The 21,095-nt window shown below is 65.8% G+C and carries 18 protein-coding genes; 2 read left to right on the top strand and 16 right to left on the bottom strand.

The features are described 5' to 3' along the window. Nucleotides 1-7: 7 nt before the first annotated feature. The 5 genes from H7J73_RS13555 to H7J73_RS13575 form a co-directional block, all read right to left on the bottom strand. Entirely contained in the window at nucleotides 8-763 is a 756-nt protein-coding gene (locus H7J73_RS13555; RefSeq protein ID WP_264067951.1) for a GAF and ANTAR domain-containing protein, read from the bottom strand. A 115-nt stretch (nucleotides 764-878) separates the two neighbouring features. Then, nucleotides 879-2,012, bottom strand: a complete 1,134-nt coding sequence (locus H7J73_RS13560) for a fatty acid desaturase family protein (protein ID WP_264067953.1) — start codon at nucleotides 2,010-2,012, stop codon at nucleotides 879-881. Nucleotides 2,013-2,357: 345 nt separating this feature from the next. Then, a complete protein-coding gene (gene purU, locus H7J73_RS13565; RefSeq protein WP_264067954.1) occupies nucleotides 2,358-3,263 on the bottom strand; it encodes a formyltetrahydrofolate deformylase in 906 nt (301 codons plus the stop codon). Nucleotides 3,264-3,581: 318 nt separating this feature from the next. Continuing rightward, the gene (locus H7J73_RS13570; RefSeq protein ID WP_264067955.1) at nucleotides 3,582-3,848 is read right to left on the bottom strand and encodes a hypothetical protein; all 267 of its coding nucleotides are present in this window, start codon (nucleotides 3,846-3,848) and stop codon (nucleotides 3,582-3,584) included. Nucleotides 3,849-3,979: 131 nt separating this feature from the next. Continuing rightward, nucleotides 3,980-5,173 (bottom strand): hypothetical protein, encoded by a 1,194-nt coding sequence (locus H7J73_RS13575; protein WP_264067956.1) that lies wholly within the window; start codon nucleotides 5,171-5,173, stop codon nucleotides 3,980-3,982. Between the two features lie 207 nt (nucleotides 5,174-5,380). Between H7J73_RS13575 and H7J73_RS13580 the strand changes: the two genes are divergently transcribed. Further along, complete coding sequence (locus H7J73_RS13580; RefSeq protein ID WP_264067957.1) at nucleotides 5,381-7,660, top strand: SpoIIE family protein phosphatase; 2,280 nt, start codon at nucleotides 5,381-5,383, stop codon at nucleotides 7,658-7,660. Here the strand turns inward: H7J73_RS13580 and H7J73_RS13585 are convergent. The 8 genes from H7J73_RS13585 to H7J73_RS13620 form a co-directional block, all read right to left on the bottom strand. Beyond that, nucleotides 7,657-7,950, bottom strand: a complete 294-nt coding sequence (locus H7J73_RS13585) for a hypothetical protein (RefSeq protein ID WP_264067958.1) — start codon at nucleotides 7,948-7,950, stop codon at nucleotides 7,657-7,659. The two genes, H7J73_RS13580 and H7J73_RS13585, sit on opposite strands and share 4 nt — an antisense overlap. Before the next feature lie 60 nt (nucleotides 7,951-8,010). After that, nucleotides 8,011-8,811 carry a carbon-nitrogen hydrolase family protein gene (locus tag H7J73_RS13590; protein WP_264067959.1) on the bottom strand — a complete coding sequence of 267 codons (801 nt, stop codon included), beginning with the start codon at nucleotides 8,809-8,811 and terminating at the stop codon, nucleotides 8,011-8,013. Next, the gene (locus H7J73_RS13595; protein ID WP_264067960.1) at nucleotides 8,808-10,238 is read right to left on the bottom strand and encodes an aspartate ammonia-lyase; all 1,431 of its coding nucleotides are present in this window, start codon (nucleotides 10,236-10,238) and stop codon (nucleotides 8,808-8,810) included. The genes H7J73_RS13590 and H7J73_RS13595 overlap by 4 nt, the downstream gene beginning before the upstream one ends. Next, on the bottom strand, nucleotides 10,235-11,398 hold the full coding sequence (locus H7J73_RS13600; RefSeq protein ID WP_264067961.1) for a M20 family metallopeptidase: 1,164 nt from the start codon (nucleotides 11,396-11,398) through the stop codon (nucleotides 10,235-10,237). Before H7J73_RS13600 ends, H7J73_RS13595 begins: the two co-directional genes overlap by 4 nt. Next, the gene (locus H7J73_RS13605; RefSeq protein WP_264067962.1) at nucleotides 11,395-12,063 is read right to left on the bottom strand and encodes a DUF1028 domain-containing protein; all 669 of its coding nucleotides are present in this window, start codon (nucleotides 12,061-12,063) and stop codon (nucleotides 11,395-11,397) included. Before H7J73_RS13605 ends, H7J73_RS13600 begins: the two co-directional genes overlap by 4 nt. After that, entirely contained in the window at nucleotides 12,060-12,509 is a 450-nt protein-coding gene (locus H7J73_RS13610) for a RidA family protein (RefSeq protein ID WP_264067963.1), read from the bottom strand. The genes H7J73_RS13605 and H7J73_RS13610 overlap by 4 nt, the downstream gene beginning before the upstream one ends. Before the next feature lie 19 nt (nucleotides 12,510-12,528). Further along, entirely contained in the window at nucleotides 12,529-13,794 is a 1,266-nt protein-coding gene (locus H7J73_RS13615) for a flavin-containing monooxygenase (protein ID WP_435405490.1), read from the bottom strand. Between the two features lie 112 nt (nucleotides 13,795-13,906). Further along, nucleotides 13,907-14,818 carry a LysR family transcriptional regulator gene (locus tag H7J73_RS13620; RefSeq protein ID WP_264067965.1) on the bottom strand — a complete coding sequence of 304 codons (912 nt, stop codon included), beginning with the start codon at nucleotides 14,816-14,818 and terminating at the stop codon, nucleotides 13,907-13,909. Between the two features lie 85 nt (nucleotides 14,819-14,903). Here H7J73_RS13620 and H7J73_RS13625 point away from each other — a divergent pair, with 85 nt between their 5' ends. Then, nucleotides 14,904-16,406, top strand: coding sequence for an aldehyde dehydrogenase (locus H7J73_RS13625; RefSeq protein WP_264067966.1), 1,503 nt, complete (start codon nucleotides 14,904-14,906; stop codon nucleotides 16,404-16,406). Here H7J73_RS13625 and H7J73_RS13630 read toward each other — a convergent pair whose 3' ends face one another. The 3 genes from H7J73_RS13630 to H7J73_RS13640 all read right to left on the bottom strand — a co-directional run bounded on the left by H7J73_RS13630 (nucleotide 16,407) and on the right by H7J73_RS13640 (nucleotide 21,032). Then, nucleotides 16,407-17,975: a GMC family oxidoreductase gene (locus H7J73_RS13630; RefSeq protein WP_264067967.1), complete on the bottom strand. Its 1,569-nt coding sequence runs from the start codon at nucleotides 17,973-17,975 to the stop codon at nucleotides 16,407-16,409. Then, nucleotides 17,972-19,381: a purine-cytosine permease family protein gene (locus H7J73_RS13635; RefSeq protein WP_264067968.1), complete on the bottom strand. Its 1,410-nt coding sequence runs from the start codon at nucleotides 19,379-19,381 to the stop codon at nucleotides 17,972-17,974. Before H7J73_RS13635 ends, H7J73_RS13630 begins: the two co-directional genes overlap by 4 nt. Before the next feature lie 82 nt (nucleotides 19,382-19,463). Next, nucleotides 19,464-21,032, bottom strand: coding sequence for an APC family permease (locus H7J73_RS13640; protein WP_264067969.1), 1,569 nt, complete (start codon nucleotides 21,030-21,032; stop codon nucleotides 19,464-19,466). Nucleotides 21,033-21,095: the final 63 nt, after the last annotated feature.

The raw sequence follows: 21,095 nt of genomic DNA on the forward strand, positions 1-21,095 counted from the left end.
GAGTTCGCTATGCCGGAACCATCGGATCTGGGTCCAAGTCATCGTCGTTATCGGAATCGGAATCGAAACGCAGCCGCCGGCAGACGACGTCATGGGCCACCTCCCGAATTAGGCGGCGGTGCAGGTAGGCATACGCCTGCAATCGAACGTAGGCCTCCCTCGCCCCGACGCCGAGTTGAGCGATGATCATGCCGGTCGCCTGGTGCACCTCACGGCTGCTCAGCGGCTGATCCCACCACGGACCCAAGGGCTCCGCGAGACGACCTGTGCGCCCCACCGTGAGCAGGATCGCGGTGATCAGATCCGCGACCACGACCGCATCGGCGAAGTCGGCGTCGGCCATGGGCTCTTCGGAATCGCGGTACAGGTCGAGCACACCGACCTTGATGGCCCCGACCTGCAGGGGCACCGCGTACAGTGCACCGACCCCCGAGGCCGCGGCTTCCGAAGAGAACACCGGCCAACGCTCGTCGGTCACGGACAAGCTGGCCGCGACCACGGGGCCCCCGGTGGTGATGGCCTCCCACGCCGGGCCCTCGCCAAGACTGACCTGCACCCACTCAACGCGCTCCGCGATGTAGTCGCTGGCGCAGAGGACTTCCAAACCGACATCGCCGACCTGCACAGTGATCCCGGCGTGCTGCACCGGCAGCGCGATCACCGCGGCCTCACACAGGCGGACCGGCGCGTCACCACGATGGGAGGCTTTGTCGATCGCCGCCAGGAACCTTGCTCGGGCACCAAGCGGGTCCGGCGCGCTCATGGCGGTGGGCGCCGACGTGTAACGGGAGCACGACGCAGGTCCATGGGAACGACCACCCTAACCGCGGAGGGCGCCATTGCCTGCATGCCTGCCGGCACACGCGCCACCGTCGACCTTACTGCCGGAACCTGCGGGTGAGGTCACCAAATACGGTACGCAGTCCGCGTCGCCGTTCGGCGAGATAGTCGTTGGGAAGCGCCAATCGGAAGATGGTCCGCAGGGTGAGCAGATACTGATGCGCCAACGGCCCGGTGGTGTAGGGCAGATCGTACTTGTCGCAGAGCTCGCGGACACGCTCGCTGACCTGGGCCAACCGGTTGCTGGGTAGGTCGGGAAAGAGATGGTGCTCGATCTGATAGCAGAGGTTTCCGCTGGAGAACGCCATCAGCCGGCCCGCGTTGAAATTCGCGGCACCCAGCATCTGACGCAGATACCACTCCGGTCTACCCTCCCCCTCGATCGATTCGGGGGTGAAGGTCTCCGCTCCGTCGGGAAAATGCCCGCAGAAAATGACCACGTAGGCCCACACATTGCGAGCCACGTTCGCGGTGACATTGGCCGACAGCGTTCGTCGCCACCGCGACCTGCTCAGCGCCGGAAACAGCAGGTAGTCCTTTGCGCACTGGCGGGCGATCTTCGCCTTGAAGGCACGGGTCTGCTCTGCCCGCTTCTCCGGCGCCTCCACTCGGTCCTGCTCGGAGTAGAGATCGTGCAGCGCGATGCCCCATTCGAAACCGATGGCCAGCAACAGGTTTCGCAGCGGCTGGATGAGGTGTTGCCGCTCCCATGGCTGATCGCGGGTGACTCGGATCACACCGAAGCCGAGGTCGTCATCGACGCCGAGCACATTGCTGAACACGTGGTGGCGGTAGTTGTGCGAGTACCGCCACTGCGCCGAGACTCCGACCATGTCCCACTCCCAGCTGCTGGAGTGGATCTCCGGGTCGTTCATCCAGTCCCACTGGCCGTGGCCGACATTGTGGGCAATCTCCATGTTCTCGACGCTCTTGGCGTAGGCCAGTGCGGCGGTGCCGATCGTCCAGCCGGTGCGTGACCGGCTGGTGGCGATCAGCAGTCGGGCGGCGATATCCAGCGTGCGCTGAAAAAGGATGGTCCCCCGGATGTAGCGCCGGTCCTTGGCTCCGAGCGATTCCTCGACGTCTTGACGGATCAGATCGAGTTCGGCGCCGAGCGCTTCGATATCGGTGCTGCTCAGATGCGTGTACGCGGCGATGTCACTGATTGCCATGGAGGGTCCTCGGCCGTCTGGTCGTTCTGATCAGCGGCGGAGTCCAGGCCACCGTGTGTGCTTGTACGAGCCAGCGTAGTAGCAATTGGTCCTCGGGCGCAGACTACGACTGATCTATCCGGAGGTCCGCCGGCGACAGCACAGCTGCTCGACGCGCCCGGCCGACACCGACGGATCGGCATCGACACGCACTCAGCCACTTCTCAGCACTCTCCCATGTCAGCAATGATGTTGTCAGACACGGGCATTCGCACTCATCAGCACAGGGACTGCTCACCCGTACTGTCGGCGGAGCACCCCGCAGCACCCCGCAGCACCGCGGAGAGCCGCGGAGAGCCGCTGACGTCAGAAAACGATGGTCTGGTTTCCGTAGCGGATGATGCGGTCCTCGCAATGCCACAGCACTGCCCGCGACAGCACGGCCCGCTCGACGTCGGCGCCGAGCCGGACCAGATCGCTGACGCCGTGACGATGGTCGACGCGCACGACATCCTGTTCGATGATCGGGCCCTCGTCGAGTTCGTCGGTCACGTAATGGGCCGTCGCGCCGACGAGCTTGACCCCGCGTTCCTTGGCCTGCCGATACGGTGCGGCGCCGATGAACGAGGGCAAGAATGAGTGGTGGATGTTGATCAGCGGACAACCGACCTCGACCAGGAACCGAGGCGACAGGATCTGCATGTAACGCGCCAGCACCACCAGGTCGACGTTGCCTCGCAGAACATCGAGTTGTCGTTCTTCGGCCTGCGCTCGCACATCTTTGGTGGCTGGAACGTGCAGGAAGGGGACGCCGAATGGGCGAACTCGGTCCGCGAGGTCGGCATGGTTGGAGATCACCATCACGACAGACATGTCGAGTTCGCCGCGGCGGTTGCGCCACAACAGATCCAGCAGGCAGTGGTCGTCCTTGGAGGCCATGATCGCAACCCGTTTGGGCTTGGACGCTTCGGTGAGCCGGAAGTCCATCTCGAACTGCGTCGCGACCTGTTCGGCGAAGTCACGCTCCAACCCGTCTCGCGCGGCGGCCAGTCCGGGGAGGTGAAAAATGGTGCGCTGCATGAACGTTCCGCCCGACTGTTCCGTAGCATGCTGATCGAGCGAGACGATATTGGCACCGGATCGAGCTAGGAAGGCACTGACCGCCGCCACCAGCCCGGGCCGGTCACCACAGCGCAACAGCAGGCGGCCAACGTCTTTGACCGCGCCCCCGTCGAGACGAGGATAGCGCCCGGCATCGGTCTGGATGTCCATGAATCTCCTCCTCCCGCCGCACCTGAGCGGCCATCGAATTGACAGTGTGCAGCATGACAGCCCCTGGACGGCAAATCACCGGGCCCTGTGCAAGCCGGACGCGATGGTCTCACGCCACTCAGAGGTTGTTGTCCGCCCCTGCCCTCGGACGCCTCCGGATCTCTGTCTCAGCCAATTCCTCGACCGGGTCAGCCGTGGCGCGCGTGCGCGCAGCAGCGACCAGCGCAGCGCCGACCTGAGGGCAGTGCATCACCGAAAAGTACTGGCAGACAGACAAAGACGACCCCCGGAACCCGGGGGTCGTCTTTCGGTCGGCTGTCAGTACGTCGGGACGAAAACGCCGTTCACCCAGACGCCCCAATGCTGCCAGCCGGTGTCCCAGACCTGCGGGTTGCCCGCAGCCCAGGCCGGCGGAGCGGGCTGAGGCGGCGCCCACGCGGGTGGCGCACCTGCCTCCGGTCCCGCCGGCGGCAGAGGTACGGGCGGGTACGGATCCGCGCTTGCGGTGGCGGCACCGAGTCCCAGGGCGCCTGCGGTCAGACCGCCGACGACGGCGGCGCTGGCGACGATGCGGTTGAGCTTCATGGGTGGAAACCTCCATTTGGTAGTGGTGCGAACTTCTTCGCTACGACCCAATCGGTCTTCTACCCCGTCCGGCGATATCGGTAAACCCCTGCATGGGCACCGTGAGAGGCGCGTCACACTCGCCGCGATATTCAGGCCGAGTCGTCGTCGACGCCGACCGAGTCACGACGTTCCGCGGCGGCCAATAACGCCGCCCGGTAACCATCAGCGATGTCATCGATGGCCGCCACGGCCTCTTCGGTGAGTTCCTGCCGGATGCCGCTGGTCGCATGCGCGAAGGGCACAAACGCGCGGAGCAGATCAGGGAGGTTGAGCTGTAACTCCAGCTCAACGGCCTCGTTGTCGGCGTCTTCACCCGCCAGCAGTAGCCTCAGGCGCGCCGCACTCCACCTCAGCGGGTCGCCGGTGCCCTGCTCGATGCAGTGCGACAACAGCGTGCGGTGACCGAGCTCTTGGAAAGGCACCCCGTCCGGCGAAGCGAAAAATGATTCGCTCACGTCTGGCTCGATCGCTGAATTCCGATGCGGTGCAGCGGAAGTAGCCCGGGCAACCGGCATCAGCCGGGCCACCCACTGCACCAGCGCACGGCTGCCCGGCCAGGTGTCCGACTCCACCTGCATCACCCTCGGCAGATGGCGCTCGAGCGCCATGGCCAGACTGCTGTGAGCCTCATGCAGCTCGACGCCGACAAAGGTGGTGTCGGGATCGGTGTTGGCCGCTTCGGCGACGGCGAGGATCGAGCCGATCGGCTCCGGTACAAAGAACGCGTCCTTGACCGCCGACATCGAGAGGTGGTCGATGAACACGCAGCACGTCAGGTCCTGCCCGTCGGCAAGTCGAACGCCGAGAAGCAGCTCGTCGCCGTCACCGAGAATGTGCGACATCCGTACCGCCCTGTCCACGCCGGTTTTCCCGAGCTCAGCGAGCCAGCGCGGCAGGTCGTCATCGCGTCGATCGACTTCGCGTCGGCAGCGGTCGCGCAGGTCATCATCGGCGACAAGCTCGCGCAAGACCGCCAGTAGCGCGGTGGTCTCCAGTACCTGGAACTCGACGAATGCCGAGATGAGTTCGTCGAGACCGGTCGGAACCTGCGCCTCGGAGGGTCGCAACAAAACCGGCTGGCGAGGGGCGGTAGCCGCGATCACCATGCTGACCAGCCCCAGCAGTTCGATCGGTTGCCCGGTGTCCAGCGCTTTGCGGACTTCGTCGAGCAAAGGAGCTTCTTGGGGTATCGGCGCCTTTGCCGGTGTTGGCTGCCCAGCCCTGCTGCGGCGGGCGTCCCGCCGCGCTTGTTTGGCTGCGATTCGCTTCCGTCTATCGGTCATTGCCGGACCATACCCGGGAGGTCAGATACCGATTTTGAGGGAACGCGAGGTCATCGACCTCGGGGATTGGCAAGATCCCCCAATAGGTAAGTACATTTTCACAAAGGAATTGCGTACTGCGATTGACTGGTCCAGCCCAGGGCGAGCCCACCTCGATCCGCTGGAGGTTTTTTCCTTGTCCGTCACAGAGCCTGCCGAGCTGATCCCGTGACCGACCGCGACGATCAGCGCAGTGGGAACTCGACGCCGGAGCACGACCTGGTTCCCGTCGGCACCCCCATTGACCTCGACAACTGCGCCCGAGAGCCGATCAACATCCCCGGCAGCATCCAGCCGCGCGGTGTACTCGTGGTCGTGCGCGAGCCAGACTTCGAGGTGCGCCAGCTCAGCGCGAACGTCGAGGAATTGCTGGGCAAATCGGTCGACGAAGTTCTGGGCCGGCACCTGTCAGCGGTAATTGGCGTCGAACAGGCCGCCAAGCTCGTTCAGGCGGCGTCGACATTCGGCAGTTTGAGTACGCGCAATCCGCACGAGTGCCTCATCGACGTCGCCGGCGAGCTGAAGATGTTCGACGCGATCCTGCACCGGGAGCCCGGCGGTGTGTTGTTGATCGAACTCGAGATCGCCGACGGGGAACGGCCCTTCTCGTACCCGAACACCTACCAGGCGGTGCGCAGCTCGATCGAAGAGCTCAACGCGACGGCAACGCTGAGCGAGTTGTACGACACCGCCGCACGCGCGGTCCGGGACCTGACCGGATTCGACCGCGTGATGGTGTACCGCTACGACCAGGAGTACAACGGTGAGGTCGTTGCCGAAGCCAAGCGGGAGGACCTCAACTCGTTCCTCGGTCTGCACTACCCCTCCACCGACATCCCGGCGCAGGCCCGCGCGCTGTACGAGAAGAACTGGATTCGGCTCATTTCGGACGTCGATTACACGCCCGCACCGCTGGTTCCGGCCATCGATCCGGACAGTGGGGCACCACTTGACCTGACGTACGCCACGTTGCGCAGTGTGTCCCCCATCCACGTCGAATACCTCCAGAACATGGGCGTGCACGCGTCGATGTCGATCTCACTGCTGCGGCACGGCCGGCTGTGGGGGCTGATCGCCTGCCATCACTACAGCGGTCCCCATCTCCCGCCGTTCGGTTCCCGAGCGGCCGCGGAGTTCCTCGGCTCGACGCTCTCGCTGCGGCTCGTCGACCGGTTCGAAGACGATCGCCTACACAAGCGACTGCACGCGCAGGCAGTGCTGGGCAAGCTCACCGTCGCCACGCTGAACGACGCGATACCACTCTCGGCAGCGCTCCTCGGCGACCCGAACCTGCTCGATCTCGTGCCCGCCGACGGTGTCGCAGTCCAACTGCAGGGTGAGCACCGGGTGCACGGGTCCGTGCCGCCGCCGGCGGTGGTGGCCGCCGTCGCCGCATGGGCGCGCCGCGCCGACGACGAGATCGCCGGTACCGACCGTCTGTCCACCGAGTTACCCGCACTCGACATCGATCCGCAGTTGGCTGCGGGCGCACTCGCGCTCAACCTGCCAGAGGGTCAGTACGCCATCTGGTTCCGCAGCGAGGTGCTGCGCTCGGTGGACTGGGGTGGCGACCCGCACAACAAGGCGATCGCAGTCGGTGAAGGGGACCACGTCCGGCTCAGTCCACGGAAGTCCTTCGAACGGTGGCGCGAAACCGTGCACCAGCGCAGCGAGCCGTGGTCGCCCAGCGAGGTCGAGTCTGCCGAGTTGTTGCGCGGACACCTCGTCGAGTCGCTGTACCGCCGTACCCGCGAGACGCTGCGGATGGCCGACACACTGCAGCGCAGCCTGTTGCCCAGCTCGATCCCGACGCTCGAAAACTGGCAACTGTCAGCGCATTACGAGCCCGCCGTGGGCGGGCGCGTGGGCGGTGACTGGTATGACGCGTTCACCATTCCCGACGGCCGGTTGGTGGTGCTGCTCGGCGACGTCGCCGGCCACGGCCTGACCGCAGCCGGCACAATGGCGCAGTTGCGCAATGTCCTTCGCGCACACCTGTTCACCGGGGCCGCACCGGCCGAAGCCCTCAACCGGCTCAACGACTTCTGCACGCACATGATGCCGCGGACGTTCGCCACCGTCATCGTCGCGCGAGTCGACCTCCGCACCGGACACGCCGAGGCGGCCAGTGCCGGTCACTTGATGCCGTTCATCACGAATGCGGCACCGACAGCCAACCCTGCCCCGATCGTGCTATCGCCTCCGATCGGCGTCCGGGGGATGACCTACGCACCAAGCACATTCACCGTCGACCCCGGGCACGGGCTGATCATGTACTCCGACGGTCTGGTGGAACGACGCGACTCGACTATCGACGACGGCCTGGACAGGTTGGCCGAAACTCTGCTGGGCTTCGGTGATTCGCCGGCGTCTTGGCTCTCGACGGCGATGGCGTCGAGCGATACCGATGACGATGTCACCATCCTGACGCTGCGTCGCGAGGATTAGCTGGCGCGCCGATACGGTTCCGCTTCGATGACGACCAATTCGTCGTCCGCGGTCAACAGGATGCGGTCGCACGCGTCCCCGGCTGTCGGCGCCGCCCACGAGTGGCCGCCCGGCAGCTGGTAGCGGTAGAAGGTGACGTAATCGCCACGACGTAGCGCGTCGATCGTCGTCGACAGCGCCGCCAAGGCCTCCGGCACCATCGAACCGTACAAAGCGCCGAAGGACTCCGCCTCCTCAAGGAGGTACTGCCGCAGCTCGACCTCATTGCCCCGCCGCTTACCCCATGTCATGGCTCAGCCAGTACCCGGTGGCCGGCTCGGCTAAACCGGGCGATTCTCGCGTCCTACGCGCTATCGCTCATCAGCCCACAACGCACCGGAGACGCGTTCGGCTTCGCGGATCCCGGATTCGAGATCGAGGGTCGCCACGAGAAGCTCCGGAGTGTCGCGCTGTCCCACCCGGGCTGCCTGCACCGCCACCGATCCGTCCGGCGCGATGATCTTGCTCTTGCCGAGCAGGTCCTGGCCGCACTGATTCGCCATCACCCACCACTGACCGTTGAGCAAGGCGTTGGCGGGGTAGAGCACGTCCCACCACGGCTCGGCACCCACTTCGTACGCACACGGTGCGATGACGACGCGTGCACCGAGCTGGTTCAGCTGCCTTGCATACGCCGGACGGTCACCGTCGAAGCACGTGCTGAGCCCCACCGTTGCCACCCCGTCGACGTGTACGACGGTCGGTCGATCACCGGCCGCGAAGACCTTTTCCTCACCCAGCGGCGTGTACAGGTGCACCTTGCGATGCACCGCAGCCAGTCGGCCGGCCGGGTCGTAGACGACCGCGGTGTTGTAGAGGAGATCACCGTCGAGCTCAGGCACTGTGCCGGCGAAAAGCCAGACGCCGTGCGCGCGGGCGGCACCTGACAGCGCGGCGCCTCGGGGGCCGTCGATCGGCTCGGCGGCCTCCCGAGCATCGCGAGCGAGCGTCGCCGGATCGTATCCGCACGGCCAAAGCTCGGGTAGCACAACCCAAGTACAGCCTTGGTCGGCGAGCGCACCGACGAACCCGAGTGCGTCGCGCAGATTGTCCTGATGGGAATTGCATCGCGGCAGCCATTGGGCCAACCCGATGGTGACGGTGCTCGTCATGGCAGCTCCGCCCCGTCCGTCAATCCGCGCCACGGCCGGGTCAGGTTCTCCGGTTGCAGGATCTTCGCCAGATCGGTGGGTGTCAACAACCCCCGGTCCAGGACCAGCGAGGCGATGTCAGTATCGGTGCTCAACGCGTCGGCCGCCAGTCGGGTCGCCGCCTCGTATCCGATGTACGGGTTGAGCGCGGTGACCAGACCGATGGAGCGATCGACCGTCGAACGCATGTGTTCGACGTTCGCGGTGATGCCGACCACGCACCGACGCCGCAGCGTGTCACAGGCCGCGGTCAGGTGCGCCAAGGACTCGAAGAGGCTGTGGGCGATGATCGGTTCGAAGGCGTTGAGTTGGAGCTGTCCGCCCTCGGCGGCCATGCTGATCGCGATGTCGTTACCGACGACTTCGAATGCGACCTGATTGACCACTTCGGGGATCACTGGGTTGACCTTGCCCGGCATGATGCTCGAACCCGCTTGCACCGGTGGAAGATTGATCTCCCCGAAGCCGGCTCGGGGCCCCGATGACAGCAGTCGCAGGTCATTGCAGATCTTCGACAGCTTGACCGCTGTCCGCTTCAGGACGCCAGAGAGTTGCACGAAGGCACCGACGTCCTGGGTGGCTTCGACGAGATTCGACGCGGTCACCAGGGGCAATTCGGTGACGGCGCAGAGTTCTTCACAGACCAGGCCGGCGTAATCCAGATGAGCATTGAGACCGGTGCCGATCGCGGTGCCACCGAGGTTGATCTCGGAGATCAGGACGAGGGCCTCCCCCAGCCGGTCCGCGTCTTCGCCGACCATCACTGCGTAGCTGCCGAATTCCTGACCCAGCGTCATCGGGACCGCGTCCTGCAGCTGGGTGCGCCCCATCTTGAGGTGTCCGCCGAACTCGACTGCCTTCTCGGCGAAGGCCGATACCAACTCGGTCATGGCCAATTGCAGCCTGTGCACGGCGAATTGAAGACCGACCTTGACCGCGGTGGGATAGACATCGTTGGTGCTCTGCCCGAGGTTGACGTGTTCGAGCGGATGCAGGCGGGGGTAGTCGCCACGGGAGTGGCCGAGCAGCTCAAGACCACGGTTGGCGATGACTTCGTTGGCGTTCATGTTCGTCGAGGTGCCTGCGCCGCCCTGGATGACGTCGACGACGAATTGGTCGTGCAGTTTTCCGGCCTTGATCTCCTCACAGGCCGTGACGATCGCGTCGGTTCGCTCAGCGCTGAGCAACCCGAGTCGATGGTTCGTGCGTGCGGCGGCAAGCTTGACGCAGGCCAGCGCGACGATCAGTTCTGGATAGCGCGCGATCGGAGTGCCGGTGATCGGGAAATTCTCCAGCGCACGTGCAGTGTGCACGCCGTAATACACATCGCCAGGCACTTCGTAGTCGCCGAGTAGATCGTGTTCGCGCCGCAGTTCCGTCGAGGTCACGTCGGGCTGCCGATCAGATGTCGCCGGGTATCGGGGTCGGTGGCCGCATCGAGCAGAGTCATTGCCAGGGCACGCGCACCGTCGACCGCGGCGCGATCGGCAGCCGAAGACACCGCGGCAGCGGCGAATTCGGGTTGGTGGTTGACCGCGGGCAACGAATCGATCCCGATGTAGGGGTGGATGGCCGCCACCTGCTGCGAGACATTGCCCATATCGGTCGAGGCACGGTTCATCAACGAATCGGCCCCTGAGCTGAAGCGACGGCCTTGCTGCTCGGCGCGGCGCACGTAGTGGTCGAGCAGTCGTTCGTCGGTGCGGAACTCGGCGTAGGGCTTGCTCTCCGGGGTGACGGTCAGCTCGCAGCCGGTGGCCAGGGCACCGGCCTCGAAGCACCGGTTCACCCGCTGCTCGAGGTCGGCGAGCTCGGCGAGTGACCGGGCGCGGACGTACCAACGTCCTTCGGTGCGTTGGGGAATGGCGTTGGGCGCCTCTCCCCCATTGGTCATGATGCCGTGCACGCGGGTGTCGTGCGGAAATTGTTGGCGCAGCATACCGATGGCGACCTGGGCGATGGTGAACGCATCGGCGGCGTTGATCCCGCGGTCGGGATAGGCCGCCGCATGCGCAGACTTGCCGTCATAGCGGATGTGGCTGTGCGACACGGCATACGGTTCGGCGCGAGCCACATCGACAGGACCGGGATGCACCATCGCGGCGGCGTGCACTCCGGTGAACCCACCGCGGTCGAGCATTTCGATCTTGCCTCCCCCGCCCTCCTCGGCAGGTGTGCCGAACACCGACAGGGTGATGCCGAGATCGTCGACATAAGGTGCGAGCGCCCTGGCCGCCCCGGTCGAGATGGCGGCGATGACGTTGTGCCCGCAGGCATGTCCCATGCCGGGCAGCGCGTCGTATTCGGCACACACCGCGAGATGCAATGGGCCGGTGCCGCGGCGAGCCAGGAAGGCCGTCGGCAGATCCGTGAAGTTCTCCTGCACGGTGAACCCGGCGTCGGCGAGATCGCTGGCGACGCGGGCACAGGATCTGACTTCCTCCCAGGCAATTTCGGGATGTGCGTGCAGATCGTGAGACAGCGCCAGGATCTCGTCGACCGCACGGTCACCGGCAGTGCGGATCGCGTCTTCCAGTGTGGTGCTCACAGGTCTCCCGGTACCCCGTAGGACGGTGCGGCGGTGGGATCGAGTCCACGGGTGCGGTAATCCGCCTTCTGCGGTGCCCACACCGCCCACAGTCGGTGCAGTTCGGCGATCGGGTCGTCGTGCCAGTCGACCCGCAGGTCGGTGACGGGCCACGGCACGTCCTCGGTGACCTGCAGCCCGGCCGAGTGCACCGGACCGGCTTCCCCGCCGGCGGCGAGCGCGGCGTCCAGGCCGTCGAGCAACCGTTGCTCGAGCGCCGACGCCGTCGACGTCGAATAGCCGTCCACCAGAGCCTGAATGACACTCTCGTGGCGCAACATATTGCCCGCTGCCGCAACGCTTTCCGCCCGCACCTCATGGCGGATCCCCAAGGCCTGGGCACCGGTGTGGATCGCGGCTCCACCGTTGCGGTCGACCACGATCAGCTGCCGGTACTCGGGGTGTTGCTCGGCGGCGAGGGCAGCGTCGAGTGCCCTCCGCGCATCCGCGCCCCCGGCCAGCGCTTCCAACGCGACGAATCCCAGGTGCGGGTTGGTCACGTTCTGGCTGGCCACCGCTCCGACCCCGGCCCGCAGATGCACGCACCGCGATGCCACGGCAGGACTCGACGAGCAGACCACCATTCCGAACGTCGTACCGTCGCGAACTACAAGCGAGAACGTCACGACGGGTCCGCGGGTTGGCTGATCACCGCGGTGGCGTCGATCTCCACCAGCCATTCGGGACGGGCGAGGGCGTCGACCACCAGTCCGGTGGAGACGGGGTACACGCCTTTGAGCCAGCGCCCCATGACGCGGTACACCACTTCGCGGTACCGGATGTCGACCAGGTACACAGTCACTTTGACGATGTCCTTGAGGCTGCTGCCCGCTTCGTCGAGCAACATCGCGATGTTGGCCATGGCCTTGTCGGCTTGTACTTCGACGTCGCCGATGCCGACCGATTCCCTGGTGTCGAGGTCTTGGCCGATCTGCCCGCGCAAGTACACCACGCCGCCGGCGACCACCGCCTGACACAGGTCGTTGTCGAGGTTCTGTTCGGGGTAGGTGGCCTTGGTGTTGAATGGCCGGATCCGGCGGTGAGTTGCCCCCGGGGGTGTCGCGTCGCTCATATGTGTGCGCTCCTTTCTGTCAGCGCTCGGCGAGCGCCGGCGCGTCGTAGGTGAGGTAGCCGCGCTGAATCGCGATCTGGTCGGCGAGGTACTTGGCGTCGTGCCACACTCCCCAGATGAAGCTGGATCCGCGGCGCGATTGCCAGGGCAGTCCGAGGAAGTAGATCCCGGGTTCGGTCGACACGCCCCGCTGGTGCACTGGCTTGCCTCGCTCATCGAATGCGTCGACCTGCAGCCAGCCGTAATCGAAGGCGAAGCCGGTGGCCCAGATGATCGACGTGACGCCGGCGGCGTCGAGGTCGAGTTCGCGCAGCGGGTTGCTCAGGCAGTCCGGATCCGGCAGGAACTCACGGGCCTGCGGCTCCTCGGGCAGATCGAGTCCGTTGCGGATGACGTAGGCGTCCGCTTCGTCGAGCATGGACAGGTAGTTGGCGTCCCCGTTGTCGATATTGGTACGCAGGTCATCGGCGAAGTGCATGACGCCGTCGACAAAGGGTCCGGCCAGCCCTGTCAGCGTGACGCCGGTGCCCGCGAGCTCCCGAAAGTCGACGGTGTGTCCACCGTGGGCTCCGCTGACAGCGATCGTGACGTGCTCGGCGCCCAGCGGGGGCGCCGCCAGATCCCACTTGCCCAAAACGCCTAGCCACCAACAGAAATCGCGGCCGCGGTAGCTGCGCGGTGGCCGGTCGTGAGGGCCGACAGCCAGGTAGACCCGCCGGCCCGCTTGCCGAAGTTCGTCGGCGATCTGGACACCGGAGGACCCGGCGCCGACCACCAGGACCGCCCCGTCGGGCAGTTGTTGCGGGTTGTGGTAACCGCTGGAGTGGATCTGGTGCAGACCCGCCGTCTCCGGCACCACCGGCGGGATGATCGGTTTCTGGAACGCACCCGTGGCCGCCACCACATAGCGGGCGTCGATCGTCCCTTCCGAGGTGTCGACGCGAAACCCTGGTTTGCCGTTGATCTTTCGCACCGAGGTCACGTCGACGCCGGTGCGGATGGGGGCGTCGATCCGGTCGGCATAGCTGACCAGATAGTCCGCCACCTCTTCTTTGGTGGGGAAGCCGTCGGGGTCGGTGTCGAATTCCTGGCCGGGAAAGCGGTCATGCCATGCTGGCCCGTTGGCCACCAGGGAGTCCCACCGCCACGAGCGCCAGCGCTCGGCGACCCGGTCGCGCTCCAGCACGAGATGCGGGATGTCCTTGGCTCCGAGGTGCTCACTCATCGCGATCCCGGCCTGGCCGGCGCCGACGATGAGGACCTCGACTTCTTGGTTGGACAACATAACCTCCACGAACTGGGCTGCGTTTACTCGCCTCTCCATCGTTCAACGGCCAGTTGCATCTGTACAGCGCATAGATCCGATGTATGGCATCGGGATAACCGATCCACGCACGTCAGGTGTTCGGTGGGCTCGCGAACAGGTTGCGACACAAGTCGGCGACCACACTGGCCCGCCGGGTGGGCCTGGCCGCGACCGCATCAAGCAGGACAACGGTCAGACTCGGCACAGTGCCACTGATCGGAACAACGGCGACGGCATGCCCGTCCAAGGCTGTCGAGACGGCGGCGCGGAGGTTGAGTACGCAGTAGGCCAGCTCACGGCCCACCAGCGCACGGCAGGTCTCGACGGTCGTGGACCGATAGCGGATGTTCGGACTGACACCTGCTGCGGTGAAAACGCTCTGGAAATAGTCGCGGCTGTGCGGCAGATCGAGCAGGACCATCGGTTCCTCGGCCAGTTCGGCCAGATCGACATGGTCGCGGGTCGCGAAGCGATGTGACCCGGCCACCAGTGCGTAGGGCGGCAGGCTGAACAACGGCCACCGGCGCAGGCGCGCATCATCGACCAGGTCGTAGCCGATGCCGAGCTCGAAGGTGCCGTTGGCAACCCCTTCGGCGAGTTCGGCGAGATCCGTCTCCGTGGTGTGCAGGTACAGCTTCGGCAGCTTCTCGGCAGCGACGGCCAACAGCTCCGGCAACAGGTAGGGCGCCACCACCTGGAAGCAGCCGATCGACAGCGTGCCACTCAGCGACGTGCCAAGCCCCTGCGCGGCAGCCCGCAGATCAGCGGCCGAGGCCAGCAGCCGACGACTCTCGATGAGCAGTTCGCGCCCCGCCGGCGTCAGACTGATACCTCTGGCGTGGTGGCGGACCAGCAGCTGTACCGACAGCGCATTCTCCAGATCGGCCAGCGCCGCCGACATCGCGGACTGGGACAGGTGGACCGACGCCGCGGCGCGGGTGACGCTGCCGGCCTCAGCCACCGCGACGAAGTATTCGAGCTGCCTGAGCGTGTAGTCCGGCATGCCACTCCCTCGCATCGAGAAAACTGATCTTAAGCTTCGGAAACACCGGCTGTACAGGTTAGTGCTGGAGCGGCAGGGTGATGTCGTGACATCTACCGAAGAGACCCCGGCCACGCTGCACGACTGGACTCGACACGCGGCGGCACTGACCCCGCGCGACGGCATCTTCGTCGACGGCTCCTTCCGTCCGGCCCAGTCCGGCGCGACGTTCGACTCCGTCGACCCTTCGACGGGCCGAGTGCTCGCGTCGGTGGCCTCGGGGCAGGCCGAGGACGTCGACGTCGCGGTCACCGCTGCGCGCCGGGCGTTCGACGGCGGCGACTGGTCACACGCCTCGATCTCCGAACGCAAGCGGGTGCTGGTGCGGCTCGCGGAGTTGATCAACGACAACAGCGTCGAGCTGGCGCTGCTGGATTCTCTTGACATGGGCAAGCTCGTCACCGAGGCCCACACCGTCGACGTGCCCTCGGGCGCAGGCCTTTTCAGCTACTACGGTGAGGCGCTCGACAAGATCAACGGCGAGATCGCCCCTACCGAACCCGGCAATCTGGCCCTGGTCACGCGCGAGCCACTGGGCGTCGTCGCAGCCGTCACACCGTGGAACTTCCCGCTGGACCTGGCGATCTGGAAGGTCGCACCGGCACTTGCCGCCGGGAACTCGGTGGTCCTCAAACCTTCGGAGCGAGCACCGCTTTCGTCACTGCGACTCGCCGAGCTGGCATCCGAGGCCGGCCTGCCCGACGGTGTCCTCAACGTCGTCCCCGGCTTCGGCGACACCGCGGGCGCCGCCCTCGGCCTGCACCCGGGCGTCGACGTCCTGGCGTTCACGGGATCCACCGCCACCGGGCGTCGGTTCCTGCGCTATGCCTCCGAGTCGAATCTCAAACAGGTGTGGCTCGAATGCGGCGGTAAGAGCCCCAACCTGGTGTTCGCCGACGCCGACCTGGATCAGGCAGTCGACATGGCCGCCTTCGGCGCGTTCTACAACCAGGGCGCCGTGTGTTCGTCGAATTCCCGCCTGCTGGTGCATAAGTCGATTGCCGAACAGTTCGTCGCCGATCTGATCGAGCGGGCCGCCGCGATGCTCCCCGGCAACCCGCTGGACCCGGCCGCGACGCAGGGCGCCATCGTCGACGAAGCCCACACCGCCCATGTGCTGGGATTCATCGACCGGGCCAGGACCAACGGTGAGATCCGCGTGGGCGGCCAGCGCAGCACCGTCGACGGCCGCGGCTGCTTCATCGAACCGACTATCGTCACCGGCCTCGACTCCTGCGCCGAACTCATCACCGACGAGGTGTTCGGCCCCGTCCTCGCGGTGCAGACGTTCGACGACGAGGACGAAGCCATCCGGATGGCGAACGACACCATCTACGGCCTGGCCGCCTCGGTGTGGACCAACGATCTGCGGCGGGCCCACCGGGTCTCCGCGGCGCTGCGTGCCGGGACCGTCTCGGTGAACACCGTCGACGCCCTGAGCGCACAGACCCCGTTCGGCGGGTTCAAGCAGTCCGGCTTCGGGCGCGACCTCTCGCTGCACGCGCTGGACAAGTACACCGGGCTGAAGACCACCTGGATCAAGCTGTAGTCAGACGCGCTGCGTCGCAGCCGCTTTCACAGGGCTGCGACGATCAGCGCGGATCAGGTCACTGGCACGTTCCGCGACCGTCATGATCGTTCCCACGGGGTTGACCGAGGGAATGGTCGGGAAGATCGATGCGTCGACGATCCGCAACCCGTCGACACCGCGCACCCGCAGTTCCGGGTCGCACACGGCCATGGGGTCGTCGGAGGCACCCATCCGGCAGGTGCCTGACACGTGATAGACGGTCTGATGCGTCGCGCGCAGCGCCACCGACAGGTCCTCGTCGGACGTCAGGTCCGAGCCGGGGAACACCTCTGGTCCGATCCACTGCGACATCGGGGATTCGGCGGCGATGCGCCGTGCCAGTCGGATGGCTGCGATCAGGGTCGCCTCGTCGGCGCCGTCGGCATCGGTGAAGTACCGGTAGTCGATGCTGGGCGCCGCGGCGGGGTCCTCGGAGGTGATCCAGACGCGTCCACGGCTTTTCGGCTTGGCGACGTTCGGTGCGATCGAGACGATCCGGTCTGGGAGCTCGACACCGTAGGTGACGGCGTGATCGGCCACCGCTTCCACCGGGAAGTGCATCAAGACATCCGGTCGGGCCGGGCCGTCCTCGTGCAGGCGCACCGCCGCACCGGCATCCCATCCTGTTGCACAGGTCCCGGGGACCTCGCGCACGGCCTGCCACACGATCAAGCCCTCAGCGTGGTCCATCAGGTTCTCCCCCACCCCGGGGCTGTCGACGACGACCTCGACGCCGGCGTCGAGGAGCACCTGCCGGGGGCCGATGCCGGAGAGCTGCAGCAGTTTCGGGGTGTCGATCGCGCCGCAGCAGACGATCACCTCACGCGTAGCGTCGAACCGGTGCTCGGTCCCGTCGCCGTCGGTGGCGAGCACACCGACCGCGGCCCCGTCCTCGACGAGCACCCGGTTGGCGTGTATACCGTGGCGGACCGTGAGGTTGTCGCGGGTGCGAATCGCCTCATGCAGGTAATGCACCGATGTCGATGACCGGAGATGACTTTCAGGGGTGTAGCCGATCTCGAAGAACCCTGCGCCCCTGCCTGTTCGAGCGAAGTCGTCATCACTGTTCCAGTGTGTCCGCGCCGGCAGGCCCAGTGCCTGCCGTGCCGACTCGACGACATCGGCGACGTAGGGATTTCGGTCCTTGTCCGCCACCGGAGTGATCGGGGTGGCCAGCCGGTCGTAGTACGGGTGAACCGATGCTGGATCCCAGCCCTGGGCGCCGAGAGCGACCCACTCGTCGAGATCGGCGGGCAGGGGCCGCCAGGTGATCATCGTGTTGGCGGTCGAGCAACCACCCAGGATGCGCATCCTGGCCTGCCGGATGTGTGAGTTACCCCGGTCCTGGGCGATGCTGCGATAGTCGAGGTCGTACTCCCCTTCCAGCATCTCCGCCCAACGGCGGATGTCGAGCGCACGTGGCTCACCCTCATCGGTGGGCCCGGGCTCCAGCACCGTCACCGTTACGTTCGGATCTTCCGAAAGTCGGGCGGCGACAATACATCCCGCGGTGCCGCCGCCGACGACGAGGTAGTCGGCCGTCGTCATACGGCGCTTCCGGCCCGCAGGGGGTCATGGCCGGACTGGGCACGCAGCTTGGGCTTCATCAGCACGTAGTACAGCGGGCAGATCACTGCCAGGCCGACGATCCAGGAGATGTCGACCTTGTCCATGCTCTCGGCGATAAAGCCGGTGAACAGGGTCGTCGACAGGAACGGGATCTGCACCAGGATGCCGGCGAAGTAGCAGCCGATCGCGATCCAGTTGAACCGGCCGTATCGTCCGCCGTCGCGCTCGAACAGTGCGTCGATGTCGTAGTCGCCGTGGCGCAGCAGGTAGAAGTCGACGAGATTGACGGCAGTCCATGGGATCAGCACGCACAGCAGCAGAGCCAGGAAGTTGGCGTAGTTGGCCAGGAAGTCCTCGGCGCTGAGCAACGCGGGCACCAGTGTGATCGAGAACAGGACGACGGACACCACGGCCCGGCTGCTGGCGCCGGCTTTCCACTTCGGGAAGAAAGTCTGTCCGACGGTGATCGTGGACAGCGTCCCGCAGTACAGGTTCATCGCGTTGGTGGCGGTGATGCCGATGGCGAAGATCGCGAAGATGCCCGTGCTGACGCCGTGGGTCAGCGTGGACAATCCGGCCAGCGTGTCATCGTCGGGCAGCGCAGCGCCCACCAGGACGCCGAGCAGCATCGGCAGCACCGAGCCGAGCACGCAGCCGGAGTAGGTCCCCCAGAAGGCCGCCCGTTGTCCGGTGTCACGCGGCATGTAGCGGGTGTAGTCCGAAACATAAGGTGCATAGGCGATCTGCCACAGGGCGGCCACCGACAGCGTGGCCATGAAGCCCGCCCAGGTGAATCCGCCCGAGTGCCACGTCTCGGCCGGAACACCGTTCACGCCGATCATCCAGACGAACGCCACGATCAGCGCTCCGCCGGCGACCACCGACAGCACGGCTGTCACCTTGTGGATCAGCCGGTAACCGACGATCGTGGCGACGACGCTGATCACGCCGATGATCACGATGGCGACGTTGGTGGGCAATCCGGTGACCTGGGCCAGGGCCTGGCCACCGAGGACCGCGTTGGAGGCGAAGAACCCGAGGTACATGAACACCACCAGGACGACGACCAGCAGGCTGCCGTAGGACCCGAACTGCGCGCGGGTTTGCAGCATCTGCGGGACGCCCATCTGCGGTCCCTGGGCAGCATGCAGTGCCATCACCACTGCGCCGATGACGTTGCCGAGCACCACCGACAGCGCGCCGGCCCACAACGGCAGACCGAACACCGTGGTGGACAGGGCGCCGGTGATGATCGTCAGCAGCATGATGTTGGAGCCGAACCACACCGTGAACAGGTCACGGGCTCGGCCGTGCCGCTCGTCGAGCGGGATGTGCTCGATGGTTCGACGCTCGATGGACTCCGGAGATGATGCGGGTTCAGTCATGGGCACCGGCTTTCGAGAAGTGAGTCGCTGCGGCGGGTGACCGCGATCACCTCAGTATTGGACCTTGCGTAGGACAGGTAAATCACAAAGAACCGGCACTTTGGATCGGTTTTGACGATGTAGTAGCCGCGCCGTCACCCGGAACCGGTTCGTCGGTGGGCTTGGCCACCCGCAGCGGCCGGGCCACGATGTATCCGACGAGGCCGAGCGCCGCCAGCGCCGCGAGCGTGCCGAGGGTGAACAGTTCGAACACGCCGGCGCTGACCCCCCATATCTGTTCGAAGTCGTAGTCCAGGCCGAACAGCCGGTCGAGCGTGCCGGGGAAGACGGCGACCCAGCTGCCCAGCGCCACCCAGGCGAAGCACAGGATGCCCAGCAGCCGGAATCCGTTGTTCGAAACCGGCACTCTGAATGGCCTTGGAATATCGGGGAAAGCCGTCCGTAGTCGGATCGCCGCGGGGATCGCGAGGAGGTAGCTGAGCAGGAACGTGGAGATCGCGATGGACAGCACCACCGCGAATACCGCGGCCGCGGAGCCACTGAGGGCCATGGCGGCGAGCATGAACACCGTGCCGACCACGCCCGAGAGAAGGTTCACACGCACCGGGGTGCCCAGCTTGGGGTGGAATCGGCCGAAGAAGCCACCGAAGAACGATCCGTCAGCGGCGGCCATCGCCTGCATCCGATCGCTGATGATCATCCAGGCCGATCCCTGCGTCATCAGCACCAGGGCGAACGTGATCGCAGTGAGGGTCAACATCAGTGGTGCCGCCGAACCGTAGACGCCGTAGACGATGGCGACGGCATCCATCAGACCGCCGATACCGGTGATCTGCTCGGCAGGCACGACCAGCAGAATCGCGGCGATCGGCAGGAGATACGCCGCAGCCGCGATGGCAGACGACCGGGCAATCGCGATCGGAACGTCGCGCCCGGGGCGCTTCATCTCCCCCGCGGCGCTGTTCCCCGACTCGAAGCCCAGATAGGAGAACAACAACAGCGGGGTGACGCCCAGCAGACCCGCCAGAGTCGGCGAGAAGTCACTGGCAGTCAGGCCCGCGAAGCCGTGGCGTGCGGCATAGATTCCGGCGGTTACGACGAAGCTCAGCAGGAACACGATTTTGAGGATGGCACCGACGTTGGGGATCCACTTGCCGTGCTTGAGGCTGATGACCGCCGCCAGGACGGTCATCCAGATGAACACCGTCTTGAAGGCGTAGTCGGTCAAGGATCCGTGTTCGAAGGGTGTCACGTACTGACTCCACACCTCCGCGGCGATGAACGTGCACGACCCGCCGACCCAGACCGGCTGCGTCACCCAGGTGAGCAAGGAGGCCATTGCGGCCATCGGGCGGCCGAAGGCACGCCGCACCCAGACGTAGACTCCGCCTTCTTCGGTGAACGTGCTGCCGATCTCGGCGAAAATGAGGCCATAGGGCACGAGGAAGAAGACCGCCAGCACCAGCGCCCAGGTGAAGGTCTGCCCACCGAAGCTGGACACCTGACCCAGCACTTCGATCGACACGACCGCTGCGACGATCAGGAAGATGATGTCCAGCCGGCCGAGGGTCTTCTGAAGGTGCTGGGACTCGCTCGCGGCCCGAGCGGTCTGCTCGCCGGCAGAGACCTCGAACTGTTTGTCTTTCACCATATTTCACTCCTTGCATCATCCGAGTGAGCGGGATCACTCCTGTGTCACGACACTGCGGCTCAG

It is taken from the genome of Mycolicibacterium komossense (assembly GCF_025822605.1).
GTDB lineage: Bacteria > Actinomycetota > Actinomycetes > Mycobacteriales > Mycobacteriaceae > Mycobacterium > Mycobacterium komossense.